The organism is Stenotrophomonas sp. YJH_SMC_54 (assembly GCF_059368435.1).
Window position 1 is genome coordinate 85,750 of sequence record NZ_JCAFRS010000009.1, and the last position, 25,556, is coordinate 111,305.

The 25,556-nt window shown below is 68.9% G+C and carries 24 protein-coding genes; 23 read left to right on the plus strand and 1 reads right to left on the minus strand.

Annotated features, from left to right (window positions below):
- Window position 1 precedes the first annotated feature (1 nt).
- From cydB to AC5P5S_RS12260, 22 genes are all read left to right on the plus strand, one after another.
- The gene (gene cydB, locus AC5P5S_RS12155) at window positions 2-1,015 is read left to right on the plus strand and encodes a cytochrome d ubiquinol oxidase subunit II (RefSeq protein ID WP_005414876.1); all 1,014 of its coding nucleotides are present in this window, start codon (window positions 2-4) and stop codon (window positions 1,013-1,015) included.
- A 217-nt stretch (window positions 1,016-1,232) separates the two neighbouring features.
- Window positions 1,233-1,976, plus strand: a complete 744-nt coding sequence (locus AC5P5S_RS12160) for a beta-ketoacyl synthase chain length factor (RefSeq protein WP_005411612.1) — start codon at window positions 1,233-1,235, stop codon at window positions 1,974-1,976.
- On the plus strand, window positions 1,969-2,766 hold the full coding sequence (locus AC5P5S_RS12165; protein ID WP_005414875.1) for a lysophospholipid acyltransferase family protein: 798 nt from the start codon (window positions 1,969-1,971) through the stop codon (window positions 2,764-2,766). Before AC5P5S_RS12160 ends, AC5P5S_RS12165 begins: the two co-directional genes overlap by 8 nt.
- Window positions 2,753-3,010: a phosphopantetheine-binding protein gene (locus AC5P5S_RS12170; protein ID WP_005411610.1), complete on the plus strand. Its 258-nt coding sequence runs from the start codon at window positions 2,753-2,755 to the stop codon at window positions 3,008-3,010. The genes AC5P5S_RS12165 and AC5P5S_RS12170 overlap by 14 nt, the downstream gene beginning before the upstream one ends.
- A gap of 17 nt (window positions 3,011-3,027) precedes the next feature.
- A complete protein-coding gene (locus AC5P5S_RS12175; protein WP_005411609.1) occupies window positions 3,028-3,285 on the plus strand; it encodes an acyl carrier protein in 258 nt (85 codons plus the stop codon).
- A gap of 22 nt (window positions 3,286-3,307) precedes the next feature.
- Window positions 3,308-3,859 (plus strand): COG4648 family protein, encoded by a 552-nt coding sequence (locus tag AC5P5S_RS12180; protein WP_005414874.1) that lies wholly within the window; start codon window positions 3,308-3,310, stop codon window positions 3,857-3,859.
- Window positions 3,852-5,537 (plus strand): ApeI family dehydratase, encoded by a 1,686-nt coding sequence (locus AC5P5S_RS12185; protein WP_062605358.1) that lies wholly within the window; start codon window positions 3,852-3,854, stop codon window positions 5,535-5,537. Before AC5P5S_RS12180 ends, AC5P5S_RS12185 begins: the two co-directional genes overlap by 8 nt.
- A complete protein-coding gene (locus AC5P5S_RS12190) occupies window positions 5,527-6,297 on the plus strand; it encodes a glycosyltransferase family 2 protein (protein WP_012481600.1) in 771 nt (256 codons plus the stop codon). Before AC5P5S_RS12185 ends, AC5P5S_RS12190 begins: the two co-directional genes overlap by 11 nt.
- Before the next feature lies 1 nt (window position 6,298).
- On the plus strand, window positions 6,299-7,240 hold the full coding sequence (locus tag AC5P5S_RS12195; RefSeq protein ID WP_024957723.1) for a lysophospholipid acyltransferase family protein: 942 nt from the start codon (window positions 6,299-6,301) through the stop codon (window positions 7,238-7,240).
- Window positions 7,230-8,780 carry an HAL/PAL/TAL family ammonia-lyase gene (locus AC5P5S_RS12200; RefSeq protein WP_005411604.1) on the plus strand — a complete coding sequence of 517 codons (1,551 nt, stop codon included), beginning with the start codon at window positions 7,230-7,232 and terminating at the stop codon, window positions 8,778-8,780. The genes AC5P5S_RS12195 and AC5P5S_RS12200 overlap by 11 nt, the downstream gene beginning before the upstream one ends.
- Window positions 8,767-9,198, plus strand: a complete 432-nt coding sequence (locus tag AC5P5S_RS12205) for an acyl-CoA thioesterase (protein ID WP_005411603.1) — start codon at window positions 8,767-8,769, stop codon at window positions 9,196-9,198. Before AC5P5S_RS12200 ends, AC5P5S_RS12205 begins: the two co-directional genes overlap by 14 nt.
- 2 nt (window positions 9,199-9,200) lie before the next feature.
- Window positions 9,201-9,824: a LolA family protein gene (locus AC5P5S_RS12210; RefSeq protein ID WP_181900778.1), complete on the plus strand. Its 624-nt coding sequence runs from the start codon at window positions 9,201-9,203 to the stop codon at window positions 9,822-9,824.
- Window positions 9,796-12,171: an MMPL family transporter gene (locus AC5P5S_RS12215; protein WP_062605362.1), complete on the plus strand. Its 2,376-nt coding sequence runs from the start codon at window positions 9,796-9,798 to the stop codon at window positions 12,169-12,171. The genes AC5P5S_RS12210 and AC5P5S_RS12215 overlap by 29 nt, the downstream gene beginning before the upstream one ends.
- Window positions 12,172-12,223: 52 nt before the next feature.
- A complete protein-coding gene (locus AC5P5S_RS12220; protein ID WP_032967071.1) occupies window positions 12,224-13,474 on the plus strand; it encodes an NAD(P)/FAD-dependent oxidoreductase in 1,251 nt (416 codons plus the stop codon).
- On the plus strand, window positions 13,462-14,019 hold the full coding sequence (locus tag AC5P5S_RS12225) for a DUF3261 domain-containing protein (protein WP_062605363.1): 558 nt from the start codon (window positions 13,462-13,464) through the stop codon (window positions 14,017-14,019). The genes AC5P5S_RS12220 and AC5P5S_RS12225 overlap by 13 nt, the downstream gene beginning before the upstream one ends.
- On the plus strand, window positions 14,016-15,200 hold the full coding sequence (locus AC5P5S_RS12230) for a beta-ketoacyl-ACP synthase (protein WP_062605365.1): 1,185 nt from the start codon (window positions 14,016-14,018) through the stop codon (window positions 15,198-15,200). The genes AC5P5S_RS12225 and AC5P5S_RS12230 overlap by 4 nt, the downstream gene beginning before the upstream one ends.
- Complete coding sequence (locus AC5P5S_RS12235; protein WP_005411597.1) at window positions 15,197-15,652, plus strand: hotdog family protein; 456 nt, start codon at window positions 15,197-15,199, stop codon at window positions 15,650-15,652. The genes AC5P5S_RS12230 and AC5P5S_RS12235 overlap by 4 nt, the downstream gene beginning before the upstream one ends.
- Window positions 15,649-16,380, plus strand: a complete 732-nt coding sequence (locus AC5P5S_RS12240; protein ID WP_062605367.1) for a 3-ketoacyl-ACP reductase FabG2 — start codon at window positions 15,649-15,651, stop codon at window positions 16,378-16,380. Before AC5P5S_RS12235 ends, AC5P5S_RS12240 begins: the two co-directional genes overlap by 4 nt.
- Complete coding sequence (locus tag AC5P5S_RS12245; RefSeq protein WP_005411595.1) at window positions 16,380-17,618, plus strand: beta-ketoacyl-ACP synthase; 1,239 nt, start codon at window positions 16,380-16,382, stop codon at window positions 17,616-17,618. The genes AC5P5S_RS12240 and AC5P5S_RS12245 overlap by 1 nt, the downstream gene beginning before the upstream one ends.
- Before the next feature lie 62 nt (window positions 17,619-17,680).
- Entirely contained in the window at window positions 17,681-18,121 is a 441-nt protein-coding gene (locus tag AC5P5S_RS12250) for a hypothetical protein (RefSeq protein WP_005411594.1), read from the plus strand.
- 160 nt (window positions 18,122-18,281) lie between these two features.
- Window positions 18,282-18,542 (plus strand): YcgL domain-containing protein, encoded by a 261-nt coding sequence (locus tag AC5P5S_RS12255; protein ID WP_005411593.1) that lies wholly within the window; start codon window positions 18,282-18,284, stop codon window positions 18,540-18,542.
- The gene (locus AC5P5S_RS12260; RefSeq protein WP_062605369.1) at window positions 18,535-21,873 is read left to right on the plus strand and encodes an ankyrin repeat domain-containing protein; all 3,339 of its coding nucleotides are present in this window, start codon (window positions 18,535-18,537) and stop codon (window positions 21,871-21,873) included. The genes AC5P5S_RS12255 and AC5P5S_RS12260 overlap by 8 nt, the downstream gene beginning before the upstream one ends.
- 134 nt (window positions 21,874-22,007) lie before the next feature.
- On the opposite strand, the gene AC5P5S_RS12265 is transcribed toward AC5P5S_RS12260, so the two are convergent.
- Window positions 22,008-23,786, minus strand: coding sequence for a monovalent cation:proton antiporter-2 (CPA2) family protein (locus tag AC5P5S_RS12265; protein ID WP_062605371.1), 1,779 nt, complete (start codon window positions 23,784-23,786; stop codon window positions 22,008-22,010).
- A gap of 344 nt (window positions 23,787-24,130) precedes the next feature.
- Here AC5P5S_RS12265 and mgtE point away from each other — a divergent pair, with 344 nt between their 5' ends.
- Window positions 24,131-25,501, plus strand: a complete 1,371-nt coding sequence (gene mgtE / locus AC5P5S_RS12270) for a magnesium transporter (RefSeq protein ID WP_231336657.1) — start codon at window positions 24,131-24,133, stop codon at window positions 25,499-25,501.
- Window positions 25,502-25,556 lie beyond the last annotated feature (55 nt).

Consider the following 25,556-nt stretch of genomic DNA (forward strand, 5'->3'; position numbering starts at 1 on the left):
CATGGACCTGATGACCTGGCTGCCGGTGGCGTGGTTCGCGGTGATCGGCTTCGGCGTGCTGATGTATGTGGTGCTGGACGGTTTCGTGCTCGGTATCGGCATCCTGGCCCCGTTCGCCGAGGACGAGGAACAGCTGGACCTGATGATGAACACCGCCGCGCCGATCTGGGACGGCAACGAGACCTGGCTGGTGCTGGGTGGCGCCGGCCTTCTGGCGGCGTTCCCGAAGGCCTATGCGGTGCTGCTGTCGGCGCTGTACCTGCCGGTGCTGCTGCTGGTGGTGGCGCTGGTGTTCCGCGGCGTGGCGTTCGAGTTCCGCTTCAAGGCGCATCGATCGCGCCGGCTGTGGAGCGTGGCGTTCGGCCTCGGTTCGCTGCTGGCCACGTTTGCCCAGGGCGTGATACTCGGCACCCTGGTGCAGGGCATCCCGCTGGTGGACGGTGTCTATCAGGGCGGGCCGTTCGCCTGGTTCAGCCCGTTCGCGATGCTGACCGGTGCTGCGCTGGTGGCCGGCTATGCACTGCTGGGCAGCACCTGGCTGATCCTGAAGACCGAAGGCCGCGTGCAGGCGCTGGCACGGCAGATGACCCGGCCGCTGGTGGTGGCGGTGATCGCAGCGATGGGCCTGGTCAGCAGCTGGCTGCCGTTCCTCGATTCGCGGCTGATGGCGCGCTGGTTCAGCGACGGCAACTTCTGGTGGCTGTCGCCGGTGCCGCTGTTGACCCTGGCGGTGGCCGCAGCGCTGTGGCGCAGTGCGACCCATCCGCGCCGCGACCTGCCGCCGTTCCTGCTCAGCCTGGCGCTGTTCGTGCTTGGTTTCCTTGGCCTGGTGCTGGGCATGTGGCCGTACCTGCTGCCGCCGTCGATGACCCTGTGGCAGGCCGCCGCGCCGGCCTCCTCGCTGGGCTTCACCCTGGTCGGGCTGGTCATTCTGCTGCCGGTCATCCTCGGCTATACGGCGTGGTCGTACCGGGTGTTCCGCGGCAAGGTGCACGCCGACACCGGTTACCACTGATGGGTTGAAGGCGGGGCCCGCCGGTGCCGGGCCCCGTGTTGGGGAATGTGAAACCTGCACACCCCGGGCGGGACGTGCTAGCGTGCGCTCCTTTCCGGCAGCCAGGGGGGCAGCCGGCGACGTCCTGGACGGACGCACGGCTGCAGGAATGGGGGGCCGCCGCGCGTCGCCGTAATGGCTCGTGCCTATCGTTCTCCCGTTGAAGCACCAACGCTAAATGATTGAATTCTCCATTGTCGACTGGGCCGCGTGGGCGCCCGGCCTGAGCGAGCGTAGCCAGTGGCTGGGCTGGGCCGAAGCGCCGTACCTGCCGCACGGCGGGGATACGCCGGCACTGGCAGAGGTTCCGGCAATGCAACGCCGTCGCATCGAGCGGTTGGGCCGCATGGCGATCCAGACCGCGTGCTGGTGCGAGGACGGGCAGGGGGCCGACAGCGACGTGCCGCTGGTGTTCGCCAGCCGCCATGGCGACGTCGCACGTTCGATGGACCTGCTGGGGGCGCTGGTCGGCGACCAGCCGTTGTCGCCCACCGGATTTGGCCTGTCGGTGCACAACGCGATCGCCGCGCTGTATTCAATCGCCCGCGGCCATCGCGGCAACTACCTGGCATTGGCTGCTGGCCAGGCAACGGTCGAAGCCGCGTGCCTGGAGGCCGTCGCCCTGCTTGCCGATGGCGCCCGCGAGGTACGGGTGGTGGTCTACGAGTCGCCGCTACCGGAGGTTTACGCGACGTTCGCCGACGAACCCGACCCGTTCTTCGCCTGGTGCTGGCGTTTGACCGCGCCAGCAGAGGGCCGGCCGACGCTGGCGCTGCAGTGGCAGCCGGCCGACGGCCAGGCCAGCACTGTGCCTGGCCTGCTGCCGCACGCGCTGGACCTGCATCGCTTCCTGTTGTCCGGCGCGCCAGCGCTGGAGCACGTGGCCCATGGCCAGCGCTGGCGCTGGGGCCGCCGTGAGTGAGCTGCCGCGCCGCCTCGACCACGCCTGGCGGGTGTTTGGCACCGGCCTGAGCTTTGTTGCGTTTGGCCTGGGCGGGCTGCTGCTCGGCGTCCTGGTGATGCCGGTACTGCTGCTGATGCGGGACCCGGTGGCCCGTCGCCGGCGCGCCCGGCGCGTGGTCCAGGTCGCGTTCGCCAGCCATCTGCGGCTGATGCGCGGGCTTGGGGTGATGACCTACGAGATCGAGGGCGGTGAACGCCTGCAGCGTGACGGCCTGCTGGTGCTGGCCAACCACCCGACCCTGATCGACGTGGTCTGCCTGATCTCGCTGCTTCCCAACGCCGACTGCGTGGTCAAGCGGGCCGTGGCCTGCAACCCGTTCATGCGCGGTCCGGTACGGGCCGCCGGCTACATTTCCAATGACGATGGCGCCGGCCTGGTCGATGACTGCGTGGCCGCGGTGCATGCCGGCGGCACCCTGGTCATCTTCCCGGAGGGCACCCGCAGCGTGCCCGGGCAGCCGCCGCGCCTGCAGCGCGGGGCCGCCAACATCGCCGTACGGGGCCGCATCGACGTCACCCCGGTGCGGATCACCTGCAGCCCGCCAACCCTGACCAAGGGACAGAAGTGGTATCGTGTCCCCTCACGTCGCTTTCACGTTCGGCTGCAGATCGGCGAAGATATCCCGATCGCGCCTTTCTTGGCCGAAGACGACTCGCCAAGGGGGGATGCCTTGGCGGCACGCCGCGTTACCGAGCACCTTTCTCGTTATTTCGACCTGTCTGGAGAGCCGCCCCGTGCAAGCACTTGAGCACGAGATCAAGGAATTGATCATTTCCTCCCTTTCGCTGGAGGACATCACGCCGGAGGACATCGATCCGACCGCGCCGCTGTTCGTCGAGGGCCTCGGCCTGGATTCGATCGACGCGCTGGAGTTGGGCCTGGCGCTGCAGAAGAAGTACGGTGTCAGCCTCTCGGCCGATTCGGAAGAAACCCGTCGCCATTTCTCCAGCGTGCGCGCGCTCGGCGAGTTCGTCGCCGCCCGCCAGTCGTAACGGCGCCAGGAATTGCCATGACCAAGAATGAACTGTTCGAACGCATCGTCAGCATCCTGACCGACAGCTTCGAGATCGAAACCGCCCGGATCACCCCCGAGGCACGCCTGTACGACGACCTGGATATCGACAGCATCGATGCGGTCGACCTGATCGTGCAGCTCAAGCCGCTGCTGGGCCGCAACCTGCAGCCGGAAGCGTTCAAGGCCGTGCGCACCGTGCAGGACATCGTCGATGTCGTGCATGGGTTGCTGCCGGACCAGGCAGCCGCCTGACCGCAGCGCCGGCGGCTCCGCCATGGCACGCGCACGCACGGTCGTGGTGGCTGCGATCTCGCTGGCCTACCCGGTGCTGGTGTACCTGGCGATGGGCCGTTTCGAGCCACGCTGGCTGTCGCTGCTGCTGTTCACCCTGGCCCTGCTGCGTGCGCTGAGTACGCGCCAGCCGCTGTGGTGGGCCGCCGCCGCGGGAACCGGCCTGCTGGCCGTGTTGGCCACCGTGCTGAACCAGGCCCTGCCGCTGAAGCTGTATCCGGCGCTGGTCAACATGGTGATGCTGGCGGTGTTCGGAACCAGCCTGCGCTTCGGCCCGCCGCTGGTGGAACGCCTGGCGCGGTTGCAGGAGCCGGACCTGCCGGCGTTCGCGGTGGCCTATACCCGCCGCGTCACCCAGGTGTGGTGTGGCTTCTTCGTTCTCAACGGCAGCCTGGCCCTGCTGACCGCGCTTTACGCGTCGGACCGGGTCTGGATGCTCTACAACGGATTGTTGGCGTACGTGATGATGGGCGTGTTGTTTGCAGGTGAGTGGCTGGTGCGGCGTCGGGTCAAGGCAGCGCACGCGCATGGCTGAGTGGATTGCCCTGGACCGGCTGCTGGTGGACCCGCAGCCGCAGCGCAGCATCGGCGTGTGCGATGGCGAGGTGATCGACCATGCCCGCTTCCGCCAGCGGGTGCTGGCCTGGCGTGCGGCCTTTGCTGCTGCCGATGGCCGTGACTGGGCCCTGTACTTCGATGATGCGGTGGCCTTCGCTGCTGCGCTGTTCGGCGCCTGGCATGCCGGCAAGCGGGTGTTCCTGGCTGCCGACAACCTGCCGGCCACGCTGCAGGCGTTGCGGCCACAGGTGAGCGGTTTCGCCGGCGATGTTTCCACCGACTACCGAGCGCTGGTTGCCCCCACCGTTGGCGTGGACGGCGAACTGCAGGTGCTGGACGAGCGTGCCTGCGAGCTGTGCGTGTTCACCTCCGGCAGCACGGGCCAGCCCAGTGCGATCAACAAGCGCATGGACCAGCTGGCGCGCGAGGTGGACGCGCTGCAGGCTGCGTTCGGCGCGCAGCTGGAAGGCGTGCAGGTGCATGGCACGGTGTCCCACCAGCACATCTACGGCCTGCTGTTCCGGGTGCTGTGGCCGCTGGCCGCCGGCCGCCTGATCCATCCGCGCCGGTTCTTCCACGAAGACCTGGTGGGCGCGCTGGCCGGCACCGACACGGTGCTGGTGGCGACGCCAGCCCACCTCAAGCGCCTGCCCGAGCAGCTCGACTGGGCCAGCCTGCACGGCCGCCTGCGCGCGGTGTTCTCCTCCGGTGGCCCACTGCCCGAAGAAGCCGCACGCCAGGTGCGGCAATGGCTGGGCGTGGCACCGACCGAGGTTTACGGCAGCAGCGAAACCGGGGGTATCGCTTGGCGCCGCTGGGATACCGACCTGCCACCGTGGCAGCCGTTGCCGGGCGTGCAGTGGCGCATCGAGGATGGCTGCCTGGCCGTCGCCTCGGCGCATCTGGAAACCCTCGACTGGTGGCGCACCCAGGACCGCGTGGAAGCGTTGGCCGATGGCCGCTTCCGCCTGCTGGGCCGTGCCGACCGCATCGTCAAGATCGAGGAGCGCCGCGTTTCGCTGGATGCGCTGGAACGCGCGCTGCGCGAAGACACCGAAGTGGACGATGTGAGAGTACTGGTCCTGCCAGGACAGCGTGAGCAGCTGGCAGCGGTGGTGGTACCGGCCAGCCTGGCGCTGCTGGAGGGCGGTGACGCCGCGCGCCGCGCGCTGGGCCAGCGCCTTGGCGCGCGCCTGGCACAGGCGCATGACGCGGTCACCCGGCCGCGCCGCTGGCGCCTGGTGAAGGCGCTGCCGATCAATGCACAGGGCAAGGTCACCCAGGCGGCACTGGCGGCGCTGTTCCAGCCGCTCATGCCGGTGCCGGTCTGGGATCACCGCGATGCTGCCAACGCTACGTTGCGCATGACCCTCGACCCGGCGCTGCGGCCGTTCCAGGGCCACTTCCCGCAGGCGGCGATCCTGCCCGGCGTGGCGCAGCTGGACTGGGCCGTGCGTTTTGGCCGCCAGGCGTTCAGCATGCCGGCCGGATTCCTGCGCATGGATGCGGTGAAGTTCCAGCACGTGGCCCGCCCGGGCGATGAGCTGACCCTGCAGCTGGACTGGGATGCCACGCGCAATGTGCTGGCCTTCCGCTACACCTCCAGCCACGGTGTGCATGCCAGCGGCAAGGTGGTTTTCGCCGATGCGGACTGACCCGGCCGTTGCCGGTGCCGCGTTCGCGCCACTGGTGGTGATTCCCGTCTATGACCACGAGCACGCCATCGCGGCGGTGGTCGACGGCGTGCAGGCCGCCGGGCTGCCGTGCCTGCTGGTCGACGATGGCTCGCATGAGGCGTGCGCGACGGTGCTGCGTTCGCTGGCACAGCGCCAGGGCGTCGACCTGCTGCGCCTGGACATCAACCAGGGCAAGGGTGGGGCGATGCTGGCCGGCTTTGCCGAGGCCGCTGCGCGTGGCTACAGCCACGTGCTGCAGATCGATGCCGACGGCCAGCACGATACCGCCGACCTGCCGCGTTTCGTCGAGGCGGCGCGTACGCACCCGGGTGCGGTGATCTGCGGCATCCCGGCCTACGACGCCAGTGTTCCCAAGGCGCGCCTGTACGGACGCTACGCGACCCATATCTGGGTCTGGATCAACACGCTGTCGCTGCACCTGCGCGACACCATGTGCGGCTTCCGCGTGTATCCGCTGCCGCCGGTGCTGCGCCTGATCGGTGAAGAGACCATCGGCCGCCGCATGGATTTCGATACCGAGGTGATGGTGCGCCTGTACTGGCGACAGCTGCCGGTCGAGCACCTGGCCACGCGCGTGACCTATCCCGCCGATGGCGTGTCGCACTTCGATGTGTGGCGTGACAACGTGCGCATCAGCCGCATGCATACCCGCCTGTTCTTCGGCATGCTCTGGCGCGCACCGCGCCTGCTGTGGCGCCGCCTGCGGGGGCAGCGCTGAGATGGCGGCCGCGCAGGGCGCTCCGCACTGGGCCGACATCGGCGAATCGACGTCGGTGGCCGGCGTGTTGTTCCTGTGCTGGGTGCACCGCTGGTTCGGGCGCTGGCCGTTCCGTCTGTGCGTGTGGCCGGTGGTGGCCTGCCACTGGCTGGGCAACCGCGTCGGCCGCCAGGCCTCCATGCAGTACCTCCAGCGCCTGCAGGCACACAGCGGTGTGCTGGGCCGTGCGCCGACCCGGCGCGACAGCCTGCGCCACTTCTTCGCCTTCGCCGACACGATGCTGGACAAGATCCTCGGCCTGGGCGGGCGCTATCCGGCCGAACGCATCCACCTGCATCGCGACCTGGTGCTGGACAAGATCGCGCGCCGCGAAGGCGGGCTGATCCTGACCGCGCACATCGGCTGCCTGGAACTGTGCCAGGTGCTGGCCGAACAGGTGCCGGGGTTCCGCATCACCGTGCTGGTGCACACCGCGCATGCGCAGCGCTTCAACCGCCTGCTGCAACGGCTGGACCCGCTGGCGGCGGTGGAACTGGTGCAGGTAACCGAAATGGGCCCGGCCACGGCAGTGATGCTGGCCGAGCGCGTCGCGGCGGGGGGCTTCGTCGCCATCGTCGGCGACCGCACGCCGGTGCAGGGCGGACGCAGCGTCACCGCCGATTTCCTTGGCCACCGCGCCCCGTTCCCGATCGGCGCCTATGTGCTCGCCGCCGCACTGGGCTGCCCGGTCTACACCATGGCCTGCCTGCACCAGGGCGAAGGCTACCGCGTGGCATTCGAACAGTTCGCCGAACGCATCGTGCTGCCGCGCGGCTCACGCGATGCGGCACTGGCCGAACAGGCACAGCGCTTCGCGCGCTGGCTGGAACTCCAGGTCATCCAGTCCCCATTGGACTGGTTCAATTTCTTCCCCTTCTGGGATCAGGCTCCGCATGACGACTGACGCCGTACCCGCGTGCCGCTTTGGCGATGCACCGTTGACCATCGAAGACGTGGTTGCCCTGGCCCAGCGCCAGTGCGAGGCCGCACTGAGCGACGCGCCGGCGTTCCGCGCCCACATCCAGCGTGGTGCCGACTTCCTCGACCGCCTGCTGCGCGAGGATGGCGTGATCTACGGTGTGACCACCGGCTATGGCGATTCGTGCACGGTGAACATCCCACCGGCACTGGTGGCTGAACTGCCGCACCACCTGTACACCTACCATGGCTGCGGCCTGGGCCGTTACCTGGACCCGGTCGAGACCCGTGCGGTGCTGGCGGCGCGCCTGGCCTCTCTGGTGCGCGGCATGTCCGGTGTAAGCCTGCCGCTGCTGGAAGGCCTGGCCACGCTGCTGCAGCACGACGTGCTGCCGATGATTCCGGCCGAAGGCTCGGTCGGTGCCAGTGGCGACCTGACGCCGCTGTCCTACGTGGCGGCGGTGCTGTGCGGCGAGCGCGAGGTACTGCACGACGGCCGCGTGCAGCCGGCGGCGGACGTGCTGGCGAAGATCGGCATGACCCCGCTGAAGCTGCGGCCGAAGGAAGGCCTGGCGATCATGAACGGCACCGCGGTGATGACCGGCCTGGCCTGCCTGGCCTGGCAGCGCGCCGACTACCTGGCACGCATGGCTACGCGCCTGACCGCGTTCAACGTGCTGGCCAGCGACGGCAACGCGCACCACTTCGACGAAACCCTGTTCGCCGCCAAGCCGCACCCGGGCCAGGGCCGCATCGCCGCGCGCCTGCGCAGCGACCTGCACAGCGAGCGCCCGCCGCGCAATGAACAGCGCCTGCAGGATCGCTACTCGCTGCGCTGCGCACCGCATGTGATCGGCGTGCTGGAGGACAGCCTGCCGTTCCTGCGCCAGCTGATCGAGACCGAACTGAACAGCGCCAACGACAACCCGCTGATCGACGCCGACGGCGAGCGCATCCTGCATGGCGGCCACTTCTACGGGGGCCACATCGCGCTGGCGATGGACACCCTGAAGAACACCGTGGCCAACGTTGCCGATCTGCTCGACCGACAGCTGGCGCTGGTGGTGGACGCCCGTTACAACCATGGCCTGCCGGCCAACCTGTCGGCGGCCACCGGTCCGCGCGCGGCCATCAACCATGGCCTGAAGGCACTGCAGATCAGCGTGTCGGCCTGGACTGCCGAAGCGCTGAAGCAGACCATGCCGGCCAGCGTGTTCTCGCGTTCCACCGAGTGCCACAACCAGGACAAGGTCAGCATGGGCACCATCGCCGCGCGCGACTGCCTGCGGGTGATCGAGCTGACCGAACAGGTGGTGGCGGCAATGCTGATCGCCGCGCGCCAGGGCTTGGCCCTGCGTGAACGGGTTGGCCTGAATGCGCAGCTGCATGGCAGTCTGGCCGACATGTACGCCGACCTGGGGCAACGCATCGCCCTGGTCGAGGAAGACCGCGCGCTGGATCGCGAACTGCGGGAACTGCTGGTGGAGATCCGCGCGCAACGTTGGGAGCTGTATGCCGGTGAATGAGGCCATTGAACGGGTTGGCGAGATTGCGTTGACCCCCGCCTTCCATGACTGCGATCCGATGAACGTGGTCTGGCATGGCAACTACTTCAAGTACTTCGAGATCGCGCGCTGCGCGCTGCTCGGTCGCTACGACTACGACTACCCGCAGATGCTCGAATCGGGCTACCTGTGGCCGGTGGTCGATGCGCGGGTGAAGTACGTGCGCCCGCTGCTGTTCAACCAGGCGCTGCGCGTGGTCGCGCGCATCGTGGAATGGGAGAACCGGCTGAAGATCGAGTACGAAATCCTCGATGCGGAAAGCGGCCAGGTGCTGACCCGGGCGATGACCATCCAGGTCGCGGTGGACGCGGCCAGCAAGGAAATGCTGTACCAGTGCCCGCCGGTACTGTGGGAACGCCTGGGAGTGCCTGCGCCGTGACTATGCTTGCCCGTCTTCCGAGCGTGCTGCTGTGCGCGCTGATGCTCGTTGCCGCGCCGCGCGTGCAGGCGGACGACCCCGCCATCGATGCGATTACCCAGGCGGTGGCGCGGCCGGATGTGCTGCGTGGCCAGTTCAGCCAGGAAAAGCAGGTGAGTGGCTTCAAGAACCCGCTGCGCTCGCAGGGCCGGTTCGTGGTCGCGCGCCAGCACGGCGTGATCTGGAGCACGCTCAAGCCGTTCCCCTCGGAAGTAGTGGTCACCGCCGATCGCATCCTCAGCCGGCAGCGTGATGGCAGCACCCGCGTCGAACTGGACGCGCGGCAGCAGCCGGCGATGCGTTCAGTGAACGCGATCATGTTCGCGTTGATGAGTGGCGACGTGCAGGCACTGTCCAGCCAGTTCAACGTGGCGGCCAGCCGTGAAGGGCAGGGCTGGCGGCTGCGCCTGACGCCGAAGTCGGCGATGCTGGCCAAGGCCTTCGAATCGCTGACCCTGCAGGGCGACCACTACGTGCGCCAGGTCGAGATCGTCGAGGCCAACAAGGACCGCACGCAGATCCAGTTCAGCGCGTTGAGCGAGGCGCCGGCCACGCTCAATGCCGACGAGGCCCGCCGCTTTGAGTGAGGCCGTGGCATCGAACGTACCGGACCGGTTGCGGCGCTGGTGGCACTGGCTGGGCATTGCCTGGCTGCTGGTGCTGCTGGCGCTGGGCGCACAGCAGTGGCAGCTGTGGAGCCAGCAATCGCGGATCGACACCGACATCCTCGCCCTGCTGCCGCAGGATGCGCACGACCGCCTGTTGAGCGACGTCACCCGGCGCATTGCCGATGGCAGTTCGCGGCAGGTCGTGGTGCTGCTCGGCAGCAAGGACAGCGCGGCTGCCAAGCGCGCGCAGGCGGCCTTTGCGGCGGCCATGGCCAAGGATGCCGACCATGCCTTGCTGGTACCCAGCGGTTCGATCGAAGGCTGGTTTGACGAGGCGCGCGCGTTCTACGCGCCGTACCGCGACCGCCTGCTGACACCGGCCCAGCGCGAGCAGTTGCTGGGCAGCGAACCGGGCGTGTTGGCCGAGCAGGCGCTGGCTGCGCTGTATGGCCCGATGGGTGCGCCGCGATTGACTGAATGGCGCCAGGATCCGTTGTCGCTGTGGCCGCAGTGGTGGCAGCAGCAGGCGCAGGGTTCGGGCCTGCGGTTGGGCGATGACGGCCTGCTTGAAGCCGAGGGCAGGCATTGGGCCGTGCTGCAGTTCGATACGCCCGGCTCGGCGTTCCAGCTGGATGGCGAGCGCCACCTCGATGGCCTGCTGGAACGTGCCGGGCAGGCCGCCACGGCGGCGGCGCCTGAGCTTGAAATCCTGCATGCCGGCGTGCCGCTGCATGCCGAGGCCGCCGCGGTGCAGGCCAACCAGGAGATCAACACCATCGGTTGGGGGTCGCTGGCGGCGGTGCTGCTGCTGGTGTGGCTGGCATTCCGCTCGCTGCGCCCGATCCTGCTGGTGGCCGCCTCGCTGCTGATCGGCTGTGGCGTGGCGCTGGCGGTGACCGTGCTGGTGTTCGGCAAGGTGCATGTGCTGACCCTGGTGTTTGGTGCGTCGCTGGTGGGTGTGGCCGAGGATTACGGCATTCACTGGTTCGCCTCGCGCCAGGCCGAACCGGCCGATCGTCGCTGGAAACTGCTGCGGCATCTGCTGCCCGGCCTGTGGCTGGCCCTGCTGACCAGTGCGCTGGCCTACCTGGCATTGGGCCTGGCCCCGTTCCCCGGCCTGCGCCAGATGGCGCTGTTCTCGGTGGTGGGCCTGGCCGCAGCTTTCCTCACGGTGATCTTCTGGTTCCCGTGGCTCGACGGTGGCGAGATCCGCCAGACCCGCTTCTCGCAGTGGCTGGGCAATACGCTGGAGCGTTTCCCGCGGCTGCATGGCCGCCGCGCGGTGACGGTCTTCGTGGTGGTCGCGCTGGCACTGTCCGCCATCGGCATCGTGCGCCTGCAGAGCAACGACGACCTGCGCAGCCTGCAGTCCTCGCCGCCGGCATTGATGGCGCAGCAGATCCGCCTGAGCCAGTTGCTGGGCATGCCCAGTCCGGCGCAGTTCTACCTGGTGCAGGGTGTCGATGCCGCGCAGCTGCTGCAGCGCGAGGAAGCACTGACCGAGCGCCTGCGTGTATTGGCCACCGACAAGCGCATTGGTGGCTATCGCGCGATCAGCGATTGGCTGCCATCACCGGCACGCCAGCAGGCCGATGCTGCGCTGACCGCGAAGGTGGAACCCGGCGTGCTGTCGGCCGTGTCCGAGGCGGTGGGCGAGCCGCTGCAGCGACCGCAGTTCGCCGCCGCGCCGCTCACCGCCGAAGCCTTCCTGGCCTCGCCGGCCTCGCAGCCGTTCCGCCACCTGTGGGTGGGTGAAGTCGGTGGGCAGATGATCAGCGTGGTGATGGTCGATGACCTGTCGCGCGCCGATGCCCTGGCCACGCTGGAGGGTGCCGCCGAAGGCCTGCCCGGCGTGCGCTGGGTAGACCGCACCTCCGATTTCTCCAAGCTGCTGGGCCACTACCGCAAGCTGATGGGCGGGCTGCTGCTGGTCGGCATCGCACTGGTGTTCGGTGCGCTGTGGCTGCGCTACCGCCGCCAGGCCTGGCGAGTATTTGCCCCCACCCTGATTGCCGGCGCACTGACCCTGGGCCTGCTGGGCCTGTTCGGCCAGCCGCTGCAGCTGTTCAACGTGCTGGCGTTGATGCTGCTGCTGGGCATGGGCATCGACTACGGCATCTTCCTGATCGAACACCGTGGCGATGCCAGCGCATGGCTGGCGGTCTGCGTGGGTGCGGCCAGCACCTGGCTGTCGTTCGGCCTGCTGGGCCTGTCGCAGACCCCGGCGCTGCGCGCGTTCGGCCTGACCCTGCTGTTCGGCATCGGCCTGGTCTGGCTGATCTCGCCACTGTTCCGGCCGCCACCGCATGACCTGCCGCCGGCCTGAGTCCGCCTTCCGCTTTTCTTCTTTCCCCTGATCGAGCAACAAGGACGCCCCGATGAGTACTGCTGTGGATGCTGTCGAACGCACTGAAATCCTGATCATCGGCGCAGGCCCGGCCGGCTCCGTGGCCGCGGCGATGCTGCGCCAGCAGGGCCGACAGGTGCTGATGCTGGAGCGCCAGCAGTTCCCGCGCTTCTCCATCGGCGAAAGCCTGCTGCCACAGAGCATGGAGTACATCGAAGCAGCCGGGCTGCTGCAGGATGTGGTCGAGGCCGGCTTCCAGTACAAGAACGGCGCGGCTTTCGTGCACGGTGAAGCGCGTACTGCCTTCGACTTCCGGAAGAAGTTCTCGCCGGGCTGGGGTACCACCTACCAGGTGCAGCGCGCCGACTTCGACAACGTGTTGGCACGCGGCGCCGAGCGCATGGGAACCACGCTGCGTTTCGGTGATGAAGTGCTGTCGGTCGAACCCGGTGAACAGCCTGCGGTGAGCGTGCGCCGCCCGGATGGCAGCGAATACCGCATCGAGGCCGATTTCATCCTCGACGCATCGGGCTTCGCGCGCCTGCTGCCGCGCCTGCTGCAGCTGGAGTCGCCATCCAATTTCCCGGTGCGCGGCGCGATCTTTTGCCACGTGCGCGACAACATTCCGGCCGAAGCCGACTTCGACCGCAACAAGATCCTGATCACCACCCATCCCGAACACATCGACGTCTGGTACTGGACGATTCCATTCTCCAACGGCTGCTGCTCGCTGGGCGTGGTCGCCGAGCCGTCGTTCTTCGAGCGCTACGAAGGCGACGACCTGCAGAAGCTGCAGGCCATCGTCGGCGAGGACCCCAACCTGACCCGCCTGCTGGCCAATGCCGAATGGGCGGTGCTGCCGGTGCGCCGCATCACGGGTTACTCGGCCAATGTCAGCTCGCTGTGGGGCCCCGGCTACGCGTTGCTGGGCAACGCCGGCGAGTTCCTCGACCCGGTGTTCTCGTCCGGTGTGACCATTGCCTTCAAGTCCGCGCAGCTGGCCAGCGAGTGCCTCAAGCGCCGTTATGCCGGCCAAACCGTCGACTGGGAAGCTGAATTCTCGATCCCGCTGCGCGCCGGCGTGAAGACCTTCCGCCGCTTCGTGGAAAGCTGGTACCAGGGCGGCTTCCAGAAGATCATCTACCACCCGCAGCAGCAGCCCGAAGTGCGCGACATGATCAGCTCCATCCTGGCCGGTTATGCCTGGGACACCAAGAATCCGTATGTGGCCGATGAAAGTGGTCGCCGCATGCGCGTGCTGGAGGAATTGTGCAGCGCCTGATCTTCCGTACTGCGGCCCTGCTGCTGTGCCTGCTGCTGGCCGCCTGTGCCGGGCGCATGCCCAAGCCCCAGGTGGAGCTGCCGCCGCTGCGGCTGTCGCCGGCCAGCCTGCCGGCGCCGCTGGCCCTGCAGCAGCAGCTGCATTTCCGCTTCGGCAGCCATGAGCGCGACCTCGACGCGCTGCTGGAGGCCGACGCGCAGCAGGTGCAGCTGGCGGTGCAGGCGATGGGCCAGACCGGCGTGCGCCTGCAGTGGGACGGCCAGCAGCTGACCCAGCAGCGCGCGCCGTGGCTGCCGCCGCAGGTACGTGCCGAGCGTGTGCTGGATGACCTGCAGTTCGCGCTCTGGCCGACCGCGGCCATCGCCGCCGCGCTGCCGTCCAACTGGCAGGTCAGCGACGACGGCCAGCAGCGCAGCCTGTCGCGCGATGGCACGGTGTGGCTGCAACTGCAGCGCCTGGACGATGGCAGCGTGCAGCTGGACAACCGTGCCGAAGGCTATGCGCTGCGCATCGAATCGATCGACATGGCCGGACAGGACCGATGAGTGCACCGATCTACCTGAACGACCTGGGCGTGGTCTGCGCGCTCGGCGATGGCCGCGCCGCTGTCGCGTCGGCGATGTTCGCCGACGTGCCGGGCGGGCTAAGTGACAACGACAGCCTGTTGCCGGGACGCACCCTGGCGCTGGGAGAAGTACGCACGCCACTGCCGGCGCTGGAGGAACTGCCGGTGGCCCTGCGCGGCCGCAACAACGCCCTGCTGGACGTGGCACTGGCGCAGATCGCTCCGGCGGTGGCCGCCGCGATCACCCGCCATGGCGCCGAGCGCGTGGCGGTGGTGCTGGGCACCAGCACCTCGGGCATCGGTGAATCCGAGCAGGCCCTGCGCACCCACGCCGAACAGGGCCAGTGGCCGCAGGGCTTCGATTACGCCCAGCAGGAAATGGGTACTGCCGCGCAGTTCGTGCGCCAGCGCAGCGGCGCTCAGGGGCCCGCGTGGACCCTGTCCACCGCCTGTTCGTCCAGTGCCAAGGCGCTGATGTCGGCTGCACGCATGCTGCGAGCCGGTATCGTCGACGCCGTGATCGCAGGCGGCGCGGACTCGCTGTGCCGCTTCACCGTGGCCGGCTTCAGCGCGCTGGAATCGGTGTCGGCCCTGCGCTGCAATCCGTTCTCGCAGCACCGCTCCGGTATCAACATCGGCGAGGGCGCCGCGCTGTTCCTGCTCACCCGCGAGCCGGGTCCGGTGTGCCTGGCCGGGTGGGGCGAGTCGGCCGACGCTCACCATATGTCCGCCCCCGATCCGCAGGGCCTGGGTGCCATCGATGCCCTGCAGCAGGCGCTGCAGCGCGCCGGCTGGGCGGCCGATGAAGTGGACTACATGAACCTGCATGGCACCGCCACCGGGCACAACGATGCGATGGAAAGCCTGGCGGTTTCGCAGGTGCTGGGCAACGGCATTCGGGCCAGTTCGACCAAGCCCCTGACCGGCCATACGCTGGGTGCGTCAGGCGCGATCGAAGCTGCACTGTGCTGGATCGTGCTGGCCGAGAACCCGCAGCAGCAGCTGCCACCGCACTGGTGGGACGGCGTGGCAGACCCCGCGCTGCCGGCGCTGCCGCTGGTCGCACCGGCCACCCGCCTGGCGCAGGCACCGCGGCGGGTGCTGAGCAATTCGTTCGCCTTCGGCGGCAGCAATGCCGTGCTGGCGCTGGAGCGTCGATGAACATGCTGTATGCAATTGAAGAGGTGGTACCGCACCGCCAGGACATGTGCCTGCTGGAGCGCATCACGCACTGGGACCAGGACACCATCGAGGCGGAACTGGTGGTGCCCGAGGCCGGCCTGTTCGTGGAAAACCACGAAGTGCCGGCCTGGGTGGGTATCGAATACATGGCACAGGCCATCGCGGCCTGGGCCGGCTGCCGTGCGCGTGCAGCGGGCAAGCCACCGCAGCTGGGTTTCCTGCTCGGCAGCCGCCGCTACAACAGCGCGCGCTGCAGCTTCCCCAGCGGCTCGCGGCTGCGCGTACAGGCGCGCTGCGAGCTGTTGGGTGACAATGGATTGGGGATGTTCGCCTGCCGCATCCTGGCGGGCGAGGACGAATGGGCGACAGCCAACGTGTCGGTGTTCGAACCGGCCGATGCGATGGCCTATCTGGAGAGTGGACAGGCATGACAGGGAATCGAAGCGTGCTGGTGACCGGCGCCAGCCGGGGCATCGGCCGGGCCATCGCGCTGCGCATCGCGCGCGATGGCTTCGACGTGGTGGTGCATTGCCGCAGCCGCCTGGATGAGGCACAGGCCGTGGTGGCCGAGATCCACGCGTTGGGCCAGCAGGCCCGCGTACTGATGTTCGACGTGGCCGACCGCGAGGCCGCACGCGCCGCGCTGGAGGCCGATGTCGAAGCGCACGGCGCGTACTACGGCGTGGTCTGCAATGCCGGCATCGCCCGCGACGGCGCCTTCCCGGCGCTCTCTTCGGAAGACTGGGACCAGGTCATCCACACCAACCTGGATGGCTTCTACAACGTGCTGCATCCGCTGATCATGCCGATGGTGCGGCGGCGCAAGCCGGGCCGCATCGTCACCCTGTCGTCGGTGTCCGGACTGGCCGGCAACCGCGGGCAGGTCAATTACAGTGCCGCCAAGGCCGGCATCATCGGTGCCACCAAGGCCCTGGCGCTGGAACTGGCCAGCCGCCAGATCACCGTCAACTGCGTGGCCCCGGGCCTGATCGAGACCGAAATGCTCAACGATGAAGTGATCGAACACGCGCTCAAGCTGATTCCCGCCGGCCGCGTCGGCCGTCCCGACGAAGTGGCGGCCACGGTGGCGTTCGTGCTGTCCGAATCGGCCGGCTACATCACCCGCCAGGTGATCTCGGTGAACGGGGGCATGCTCTGATGGCCACCGATCGTCGCGTCGTGGTGACCGGTGCGTCCGCGATCAGTCCGCTCGGCCATGACTGGCCGACCATCGAGGCGCACCTGCGCAGCTGCCGCAACGCGGTGCGCGCGATGCCCGAGTGGGATGTCTATGCCGGGCTGAACACCAAGCTGGCTGCGCCGGCGCAGGACTTCGCGCTGCCGCCGAACTACAACCGCAAGACCACCCGCTCCATGGGCAAGGTCGCGATCATGTCGGTGCGTGCCACCGAAGTGGCGCTGCGCGAAGCTGGCCTGCACGAGCACCCGGTGCTGCGCAGCGGTCGCACCGGCGTGGCCTATGGTTCCTCGTCGGGCAGCCACGAAGCCACCGGCGAGTTCGGGCGCATGCTCAACGAGTTCACCACCGAAGGCATCAGCGCCACCACCTACCTGAAGATGATGAGCCACACCGCGCCGGTCAACATCGGCGTGTTCTTCGGCCTGTCCGGGCGTGTCTATACCACCTCCAGCGCCTGCACCTCGGGCAGCCAGGGCGTGGGCGCGGCCTATGAAGCGATCCGCAGCGGCAAGCAGACGGTGATGGTCGCCGGTGGTGCCGAGCAGCTCGACGCTACCGCTGCGGCGGTGTTCGACACCCTGTTCGCCACCAGCGTGCGCAACGACGCGCCGCAGACCACGCCGCGCCCGTTCGATGCCGGCCGCGATGGCCTGGTGCTGGGCGAGGGTGCCTGCACGCTGATCCTGGAAGACCTGGAGCACGCGCAGGCGCGCGGTGCCACCATCCTTGCCGAGGTGGTCGGCTACGGCACCAACAGCGACGGCCAGCACGTCACCCAGCCCAGCGCCGACACCATGGCCCAGGCCATGCGCCTGGCGCTGGAGGATGCGGGCCTGGAGGCGGCGCAGATCGACTACGTCAACGCCCACGGCACCGCCACCGATCACGGCGACATCGCCGAGACCCAGGCCACCGCGCAGGTGTTCGGCAGCCGCGTACCGATCAGCTCGCTGAAGAGCTACGTCGGCCACATGCTCGGTGCCTGTGGTGCGTTCGAGGCCTGGCTGAGCATCGAGATGATGCGTGCCGGCTGGTTCGCCCCCACGCTGAACCTGGCCGAGGTTGACCCGCGCTGCGGCCAGCTCGACTTCATCACCGGGCAGGGCCGCGAATTGCAGGCCGAGTACGTGATGAGCAACAACTTCGCCTTCGGCGGCATCAACACCTCGCTGGTGTTCCGCCGCTGGAGCGAATGATCCACCGTCCCATCCCGCCTTTTTCCTCAAACCACCCGCACCCCCGACAAGGAGATGTTCCGATGCGCCGCACCCTGATGATCGCCACGGCCACTGCACTGCTGGCCCTGACCTCCACCGCCTCCGCCCGCGACACCCGCGTTGAGCAGTCCCTGCAGGAGCTGGTCACCTCGCAGGCCGCCCGGGACGCCGGCATCGACGGCAGCGTGCGCTTCTACCTGGCCGGCCAGCCGGTCAGCGTGCAGCAGCGCCTGGGCGAGGACGTGACCAACAAGAAGACCAACGCCGCCAACAAGAGCGATGCCGAGGCCTGCCGCTGGGTCGCGCTGTCGGCGCTGCGCGCACTGCAGGACGGCGCCAAGTCGCGCGGTGCCAACGCGGTGGTCGACATCGTCAGCTACTACAAGAAGAACGAGTTCAAGAGCAGCACCAACTACGAATGCTATGCCGGTACGATCCTCGCTGGCGTGGCGCTGAAGGGCACCTACGCCAAGGTCAAGTAAGCGACCGCAGGGCAGCGGCGTTGCCTGAACGCCGCCGCCACATTGCTGAACCCCGTCGGGGAAACGCCGTCGATCACGCCGCCATCGTCGGCCGACGGCTTTCCCCGGTGTCGGCTTTCCGACACAATCATGGCTCTTCCCGGGTTATCGTCCCGCGGACATGCACGCCTACGTCTATAAAAGCCAACTCAAGCCTGACACCTACGTCTACGTTCCCCGACGCGATGATTTCAGCGCGCTGCCTGCGCCGCTGCTCACCTCGCTGGGTGCGCTCACCTTCGTCCTGGACGTGGCCCTGGATGCCCAGCGTCGCCTGGCCCAGGCCGACCCGGACAAGGTTCGCAGTGACATGAGCGAGCGCGGGTTCTACCTGCAGGTGCCGCCGTCGGTGGCCAGCCTGATGCCGCGCCACTATGACTGACGTCTCCCGTCCGCGCGCCCTGTCGATCGCCTTCGCCGTGGGCACGGTGCTGGCACTGGGTGCTGCCGTGGGCGGCGTTGCCGGTGCCGTCCTCGCCGCCCTGGCGCAACCGGCGTTCGCGCTGGGCGTATCGTGGTGGCGGCGCAGCCGTGCGCTGCTGCCGCTGAAGGTGGTTGCACGCCAGGACCTGCCGGCGCTGCTGGCACTGTGGGCGGCCGCACCGCTGCTGCTGGCGCTGCTGCTGGCCTGGCCGCTGGCGGCGCTGCGTGACAGCGGCAGCCTTGCGGCGGTGCTGGGCCTGAGCGTGCTGGTCAGTGCCGGCCTGCTCGCTGCCTGGCGCACCTGGCCGTTGTGGAACGATGTCGAACGGCTTGATGGCCGCCTGGCCCATCATTGGCAGGCGCTGGCCGGTCGCGACCTGACCGCCTGGCGCGGTCTCGGCGTGGCGGCGCTGGTGATCGCGCTGGCCGCGCTGGTGGTGCTGCCGGCCTGGCCGGGACTGCTGCCGGAGAGCGCGCGCTGGCCCGCTGCGCTGGCGGTGGTGGTGGTGTCTCCCGTGCTGCACCTGCTGCTGCAGCGGGTCGCGCCGGCGCCGCTGGTGTCGTTGCGACCCAGCCCGATGGCGACGTCCAGCGCAGAACACGAACCGATGTTCGCTGCCGCGGCCGAGACCGCGCCGCTGGAGGCGATGGCACCGCAGGAGCTGACCCCGGCCCTGTATGAAGCCGCCCGCCACGGCCGCATCGACCGCGGCCTGCAGCTGCTGCAGGCCGGCGCCGATCCGTATGCGCTGCCCGACCCGAACTGGCGCGACCAGCGCAGCCTGGCGGTGCTGGCGGCGGTGCTGCCGGACCTGCGCCTGCTGCGCGAACTGATTGCCCGCGGCGTTGACGTGAACGCGCCGCACCGGGGCATGACCCCGCTGCTGGCCGCCACCCGCGACAGCTGGCATGGCCGCCCCGAAGCCGTGATGACCCTGCTCGCCAACGGTGCCGATTCGCGTGCCACCGACAGCGATGGCAACACCCCGCTGCACCATGCCGCGCGCAGTTCCGACCCAGGCGTGGCCGCGCTGCTGCGCGATGCCGCCGCCGAAGTCGATGCGCTGAACAACGAGGGCTGGTCGCCGCTGGCCGTGGCCTGCCAGGTCGGCAACTGGCGCCTGGCCCGCTTCCTGCTCGAACGCGGTGCGCGCAGCGAACCGGCAGAGGGCACCCCGGTGCTGCTGGCCGCCGCCGCCACCGAAGACGACGATCCGGCTGGCGTGCAGCTGCTGCTCAAGCACAAGGCACGTGCCGACGCGCGTGATCGCCAGCGCCGCAGCGCGCTGCACGAGGCGGCGCTGGCCGGCCACGTTGAAATCATCGGCGTGCTGCTGGCCGCCGGTGCCAACCTGGAAGCACGCGATGCACTGGGACGTACGCCCTGGCTGGAAGCCGCCCGTGCCGGGCGCGCCGCGGTGGTCGAACACTTGCTGCCGCACAAGCCGGATCTGGTTGCCGTCGACGGCGAAGGGCGCAACGCAGTGCAGCTGGCCGTGATGGCAGAGGATGTCTCGCCGTTGCTGGTCAAGCGCCTGGTGGAGTTGGGCATCGCCGCCGACGCGACCGATCCGGTCGGTCGCCGTGCAGTGGACTACGCTGCCGAAGCCGGGCGCTGGGCGATTGTCGCCCTGCTGGATCCGTCCTATCCGTTGCCGGCCGCGGTCAGTGACGGCCTGGCCGAGCGTGGCGAAGCCGCCAGTGCCAGCGGCCTGCTGCCGGACCGCCCGCCGCTGACCCTGCTGCGCGAGGCGCTGGGCTTCGGCAACACCGAAGGCATGGCCGCGCTGGCCAAGCTGTGCCAGCCGGAAGAACTGGGCGGCCTGCTGCTCGACCCCGAGCTGGCGCTGGAGCCGCGCGCGGTGGATTGGCTGCTGGGCCACGGCGCCGATCCCTACGTGCGCGACGCCTGTTCCGATACGCCGATGTTCGCGTTGCTGTCGCGCGGCATTGATGCGGTGCCGGCGTTGCAGGTGATGTTGCAGCGTGGCTTGTCGCCGGCCGGACGCGGTGGCCTGGCGCGCTTCCTGGCGGCCTGTGCGCAGCACGACCAGGCCGCCCGTGGCCTGGAACAGCTGGCGCTGGAATTGCTGGAGCGTGGCGCCGATCCGTTCGCGGCTTCGCCGGCCGGTGATCCGCCGTTGTCACTGGCGGTGCGCCTGGGCTGGCTGCGCCTGCAGCAGGCGCTGCTGAAGGCGGGCGTCGATCGTGAAGCGCGCGACAGCCATGGCATGACCGCATTGCATCTGGCCACCGCATTGGCCCGCGAAGGCGCGCTGAAGCTGCTGGTGCAGCACGGTGCCTCGCCGGAAGCACGCGCCGCCGATGGCCAGACGCCGCTGGGCGTGGCGCTGTCGATTGGTCGCCGCGATCTGGCCGACTGGCTGGACTGGCGGGTGTGGCCGTTGCCGCGCCGCACCCTGCGCGAGTCCGATCTGCCGGCCGCCGCAATGGCCGGTGACGTGGATGCGGTACGCCGCCTGATCGATCTGGGCTTCGCCGTCGATGCGGTTGATGCGCAGGGCTGCACCGCGCTGCTGCGCGCCGCCGGCGGTGGCCATCTGGCGGTGACCGACCTGTTGCTGGCGCGTGGCGCTGATCCGCAGCACGCAGCGGCCAGTGGTGCCACGCCGCTGTCGGCGGCGGTCAGCATGCGCCAGGTGGACATCGTCTCGGCCCTGCTCGACGCTGGCGCCAAGCTGGAACACCGCCTGCCGGGCGGCGTGACCGTGCTGATGCTGGCGTCCGCGCTGGGCCTGCCGGACATCGTTGCGCGCCTGCTCACCGCCGGTGCCGACGTGCACGCCGGTGATGCCCAGCAGCTGGGCCCACTGCACTGTGCCGCGCTGTATGGCTTCAGTGCCCGCGACCGCTCGCGCCTGCTCGCCCTGCTCGACACCCTGCTGCTGGCCGGTGCCGAACCGGACCAGGCCGCGGCTGGTTCGGTCACGCCGCTGCTGCTGCTGCTGGGCGCACGCGCCGAGCCCGGCACCGCCTGCGACGAACAGGTGGTGATGGCCGCAGTGGAACGCCTGCTGGACGAAGACGTGAGCCTTGAGGTGCGTGATCCGCGCGGCTTCGGACCGCTGCACCTCGCGGCCCTGCACGGCCTGCCGCTGCTGGTGCAGCGCCTGCTGCGCGCTGGTGCCGATCCGGAGGCGCGCGACAGCCTCAACCGCAGCCCGCGCGAGATCGCGGTGATGCGTGGCTTCATCGACGTGGCCGGCGAGTTCGAACCGCGCGTGCCGGGTGTCTCGTCGATGGCGCGGTTCCTGCGCGACAACGGTTGATCGCTGGAAAAGGGTAGTGCCGGCCGCTGGCCGGCTACCTCATGACATCTCCGGGATGACGGGATTGCCGGCCAGCGGCCGGCACTACCGGGTCCGCCATTGATCGGGTGGGTGCCGACCGTTGGTCGGCACGCCTACTTGCCGTCGCTTTCCGCGTCGGCCTCGAACAGATGCATCAGGTCGTTGCGTGCGTCGCGCGAGGTCTGGATCACCGCTGCCTCGTCGTCGTACACCAGGTACTGGTCGCGCAGCAGCTGCTCATCGTGCTCGCGGAAGCGCTGCACGTGGCGCTCGGCCACGTCCGGTGCCACGCCCAACGCGGTCAGCACGCGGCCGCTCATCTCCAGGCTGGTGCCGAACACTTCGCGGAACGGCTCGGCCGACATGTCCATCAACCGCCACGCATGCTGGCGGTTGCGTGCACGCGCCAGCACCGTCGCGTCCGGGTACAGCCGGCGCACCATGCGCACCGCGCGCAGGTTGGTTTCCGGGTCATCCACGGTGATCACGAACACATCGATGTGCTCGCCCCCGGCCGCGCGCAGCATCTCCGGCCGGGTCGGGTCGCCGTAATACAGCTGGTTGCCGAATCGGCGCAGGTCGGCCACGGTATCCGGGTTCGCCTCCAGCGCCACGAACGGCACCTTCTGCGCGGTCAGCAGGCGCGCGATCACCTGGCCGAAGCGGCCCATGCCAGCGATCAGCACCTTGGGCCGGTTGTCCGGCGCCACCTTGTCGGCCTCGGCCGGCTCGCGCGGAGTGGCTTTCTCCTGGCCGAGCAGTTTCAGCAGCGCGATCATCAACAGCGGCGTGATCGCCATCGACAGGCCGACGATCGCCACCAGCCGGTCGTGGTTGGCGTTGCCCAGCAGGTACGCGCGCTGTGCCTCGTTGAACACCACGAAGGCGAACTCACCGCCCAGCCACAGCACGCTGCCCAGCAGCAGCGATTGCCGCGAGCTGAGCCGGGCGACACGTCCAACCGCGTAGAGCAGGCTGAACTTGACCACCAGCAGGATGCCGACACCTGCGGCGATCAGCCACGGCTCGGCGGCGATGCGGTCCAGGTCGATGCCCATGCCCACCGCGATGAAGAACAGGCCCAGCAGCAGCCCCTTGAACGGCTCGATCTGCGCTTCCAGCTCATGCCGGAACTCCGAATCGGACAGCAGCACGCCGGCCAGGAACGCGCCGAGGCTGGGGCTGAGGCCGGCTTCCTGCATGAACCAGGCGGTGCCCAGCACCACCAGCAGGGCGGTGGCAGTGAATACTTCCGGGCTGCGGGTGCGCGCGATGATGCTGAACACCTTGCGCAGCACCGGTCGTCCGCACAGGATCACCACCGCCAGCGCACCCAGCGCCACGGCCGCATCTTCCCAGCGCAGGGTCTCGTTCTTGACCCCGCCCAGCAGCGGGATGGCCGCCAGCAGCGGGATCGCGATCAGGTCCTGGAACAGCAGGATGGCAAAGCCCAACCGGCCGTGGTCGCTGTTGATCGCCTTGTGCTCGGACAGCAGCTGCAGGCCCACCGCCGTGGATGACAGCGCCAGCGCCACGCCTACCACCAGCGCGCTCTTCCACTGGAAGTGGTCGAGCAGCAGCAGGCCGCCCAGCACCAGCCCGGACAGCGCCACCTGCGCCGCACCGGCACCGAACACCGAGCGCCGCATCACCTTCAGGCGTGCCGGCGACAGTTCCAGGCCGATCACGAACAGCAGCATCACCACGCCGATCTCGGCGGCGCCGAGGATGCGGTCGGCGTCCTGCACGAAGCCCAGACCGTCCGGGCCCAGCACCACGCCGGCCGCCAGGTAGCCCAGCACCGCGCCGAAGCCGAACTTCTTGAACACCGGCACGGCGATGACCGCTGCCAGCAGCAGCACCAGCGCCAGTTCCAGACCACCGCTATGCATGGGAATACCTGGTCATCGGGGGAGCCGCTGTGCGTCCGTTCGGGTTGGGAAAAGCGTGGCGAACACCACCGCGCCATTATGCGCGCCGGCCTGTGTACGCACGAGAACAACCTGCGGGCAGGGTGCTGCCGCGGCGGGACCGGGTTGACCTGCATGGTCCACGGGTCCAGACTGCCCGCCGCTGGCGGCGCGTCCGTCGGCACACGCATCCCGGAGTCCCCAACCCATGTCCAGCGACAGTAGAAGTCGACCTCGTTCGACGCCAGCGATGGCCACCGCCTGACATCGGGACGGTTTGCCTGCGTTGGCGTTGCGCGAGGTCGCACCCCCACAAGGCAAACCCGATGAACCAGAAGCAATTGCTGCGCCCGGTGGCCGATGCCGCCGCACTGGCCGCGCCGCTGGCGAACTTCAACACCGCCGATGCGGTGGAATTCCTCAACACGCTGGAACTGACCCGCGCCGCGGAAACGCTGGCTGCGCTGCCGTTGCCGCGTGCAGTGAAAATGCTGGAAGCGCCGGAACTGCACCGCAGCGGCGAACTGGTGGCTGCGCTGCCGCCGGCGCGCGCGGCCGCCCTGCTCGGCTTGATGGCCGACGACCGCGCCACCGACATCGTCCATGAGCTGGATGAGGAAGAACGCGCGCGGTTGATCCCGCTGCTGGGCACCGACGCCCGCCAGGCCATCCAGAAGCTGCTCAGCTACCCGCCGAACACCGCCGGCGCGCTGATGACCACCGAGTACGTGGCGGTACCCGCCAGCTGGACCGTGGCGCAGACCCTGCAGCACATCCGCCAGGTCGAGCGCACCCGTGAAACGGTGTACGCGATCTACGTGCTGGACCCGGACAGCCAGCAGCTGCAGCAGGTGGTGACCATGCGCCGGCTGATCACCGGCCTGCCGGAGGAGGCGATCCTGGACGTGGCCCAGGTCAATCCACCGGTGACGGTGGACGCACTGATGGACCAGGAAGAAGTGGCACGGCTGATCCGTCGCCACGACCTGCTGGCGATCCCGGTGGTCGATGCGCAGCAGCAGATGCTCGGCATCGTCACCGTCGATGACGTGCTCGATGCGCTGATCGAGGAATCCACCGAGGACGCGCACAAGTTCGGCGGCATGGAAGCACTGGACAAGCCGTACATGCAGATCGGCTTCTTCGAGATGCTGCGCAAGCGCGCCGGCTGGCTGAGCGTGCTGTTCCTGGGCGAGATGCTGACCGCCAGCGCGATGCAGCACTATGAGGACGAACTGGCGCGTGCGGTGGTGCTGACCCTGTTCATCCCACTGATCATGAGTTCGGGCGGCAACTCCGGTTCGCAGGCCACCTCGCTGCTGATCCGCAGCCTGGCGCTGCGCGAACTGCGCCTGCGCGACTGGTGGAAGGTGGCCCTGCGCGAAGTGCCCACCGGCATGGTGCTGGGCGCGATCCTCGGCTGCCTGGCCATCGTGCGCATCGTGATCTGGCAGCTGGGTGGCCTGCATGACTACGGCGAGCACTGGATCCTGCTGGCGATCACCATCGGTGCGGCGCTGGTCGGCATCGTCACGTTCGGCTCGCTGTCCGGATCGATGCTGCCGTTCATCCTGAAGCGGCTCGGCTTCGACCCGGCCAGTGCCTCGGCCCCGTTCGTGGCCACCCTGGTGGACGTGACCGGGCTGGTGATCTATTTCAGCATCGCCGCGATGATCCTGCACGGCACGCTGCTGTAACAGAAAAGGGGACGGAGGGGATTAAGTCGTTTGTGGCACAAACGACTTAATCCCC

Bases quoted from the DNA above. Each gene is read 5' to 3' on its own strand.
- cydB (WP_005414876.1), top strand. From the start codon at position 2: ATGGACCTGATGACCTGGCTGCCGGTGGCGTGGTTCGCGGTGATCGGC.
- AC5P5S_RS12160 (WP_005411612.1), top strand. From the start codon at position 1,233: ATGATTGAATTCTCCATTGTCGACTGGGCCGCGTGGGCGCCCGGCCTG.
- AC5P5S_RS12175 (WP_005411609.1), top strand. From the start codon at position 3,028: ATGACCAAGAATGAACTGTTCGAACGCATCGTCAGCATCCTGACCGAC.
- AC5P5S_RS12180 (WP_005414874.1), top strand. From the start codon at position 3,308: ATGGCACGCGCACGCACGGTCGTGGTGGCTGCGATCTCGCTGGCCTAC.
- AC5P5S_RS12185 (WP_062605358.1), top strand. From the start codon at position 3,852: ATGGCTGAGTGGATTGCCCTGGACCGGCTGCTGGTGGACCCGCAGCCG.
- AC5P5S_RS12190 (WP_012481600.1), top strand. From the start codon at position 5,527: ATGCGGACTGACCCGGCCGTTGCCGGTGCCGCGTTCGCGCCACTGGTG.
- AC5P5S_RS12195 (WP_024957723.1), top strand. From the start codon at position 6,299: ATGGCGGCCGCGCAGGGCGCTCCGCACTGGGCCGACATCGGCGAATCG.
- AC5P5S_RS12200 (WP_005411604.1), top strand. From the start codon at position 7,230: ATGACGACTGACGCCGTACCCGCGTGCCGCTTTGGCGATGCACCGTTG.
- AC5P5S_RS12205 (WP_005411603.1), top strand. From the start codon at position 8,767: ATGCCGGTGAATGAGGCCATTGAACGGGTTGGCGAGATTGCGTTGACC.
- AC5P5S_RS12210 (WP_181900778.1), top strand. From the start codon at position 9,201: ATGCTTGCCCGTCTTCCGAGCGTGCTGCTGTGCGCGCTGATGCTCGTT.
- AC5P5S_RS12215 (WP_062605362.1), top strand. From the start codon at position 9,796: ATGCCGACGAGGCCCGCCGCTTTGAGTGAGGCCGTGGCATCGAACGTA.
- AC5P5S_RS12220 (WP_032967071.1), top strand. From the start codon at position 12,224: ATGAGTACTGCTGTGGATGCTGTCGAACGCACTGAAATCCTGATCATC.
- AC5P5S_RS12230 (WP_062605365.1), top strand. From the start codon at position 14,016: ATGAGTGCACCGATCTACCTGAACGACCTGGGCGTGGTCTGCGCGCTC.
- AC5P5S_RS12235 (WP_005411597.1), top strand. From the start codon at position 15,197: ATGAACATGCTGTATGCAATTGAAGAGGTGGTACCGCACCGCCAGGAC.
- AC5P5S_RS12240 (WP_062605367.1), top strand. From the start codon at position 15,649: ATGACAGGGAATCGAAGCGTGCTGGTGACCGGCGCCAGCCGGGGCATC.
- AC5P5S_RS12245 (WP_005411595.1), top strand. From the start codon at position 16,380: ATGGCCACCGATCGTCGCGTCGTGGTGACCGGTGCGTCCGCGATCAGT.
- AC5P5S_RS12250 (WP_005411594.1), top strand. From the start codon at position 17,681: ATGCGCCGCACCCTGATGATCGCCACGGCCACTGCACTGCTGGCCCTG.
- AC5P5S_RS12255 (WP_005411593.1), top strand. From the start codon at position 18,282: ATGCACGCCTACGTCTATAAAAGCCAACTCAAGCCTGACACCTACGTC.
- AC5P5S_RS12260 (WP_062605369.1), top strand. From the start codon at position 18,535: ATGACTGACGTCTCCCGTCCGCGCGCCCTGTCGATCGCCTTCGCCGTG.
- AC5P5S_RS12265 (WP_062605371.1), bottom strand. From the start codon at position 23,786: ATGCATAGCGGTGGTCTGGAACTGGCGCTGGTGCTGCTGCTGGCAGCG.
- mgtE (WP_231336657.1), top strand. From the start codon at position 24,131: ATGAACCAGAAGCAATTGCTGCGCCCGGTGGCCGATGCCGCCGCACTG.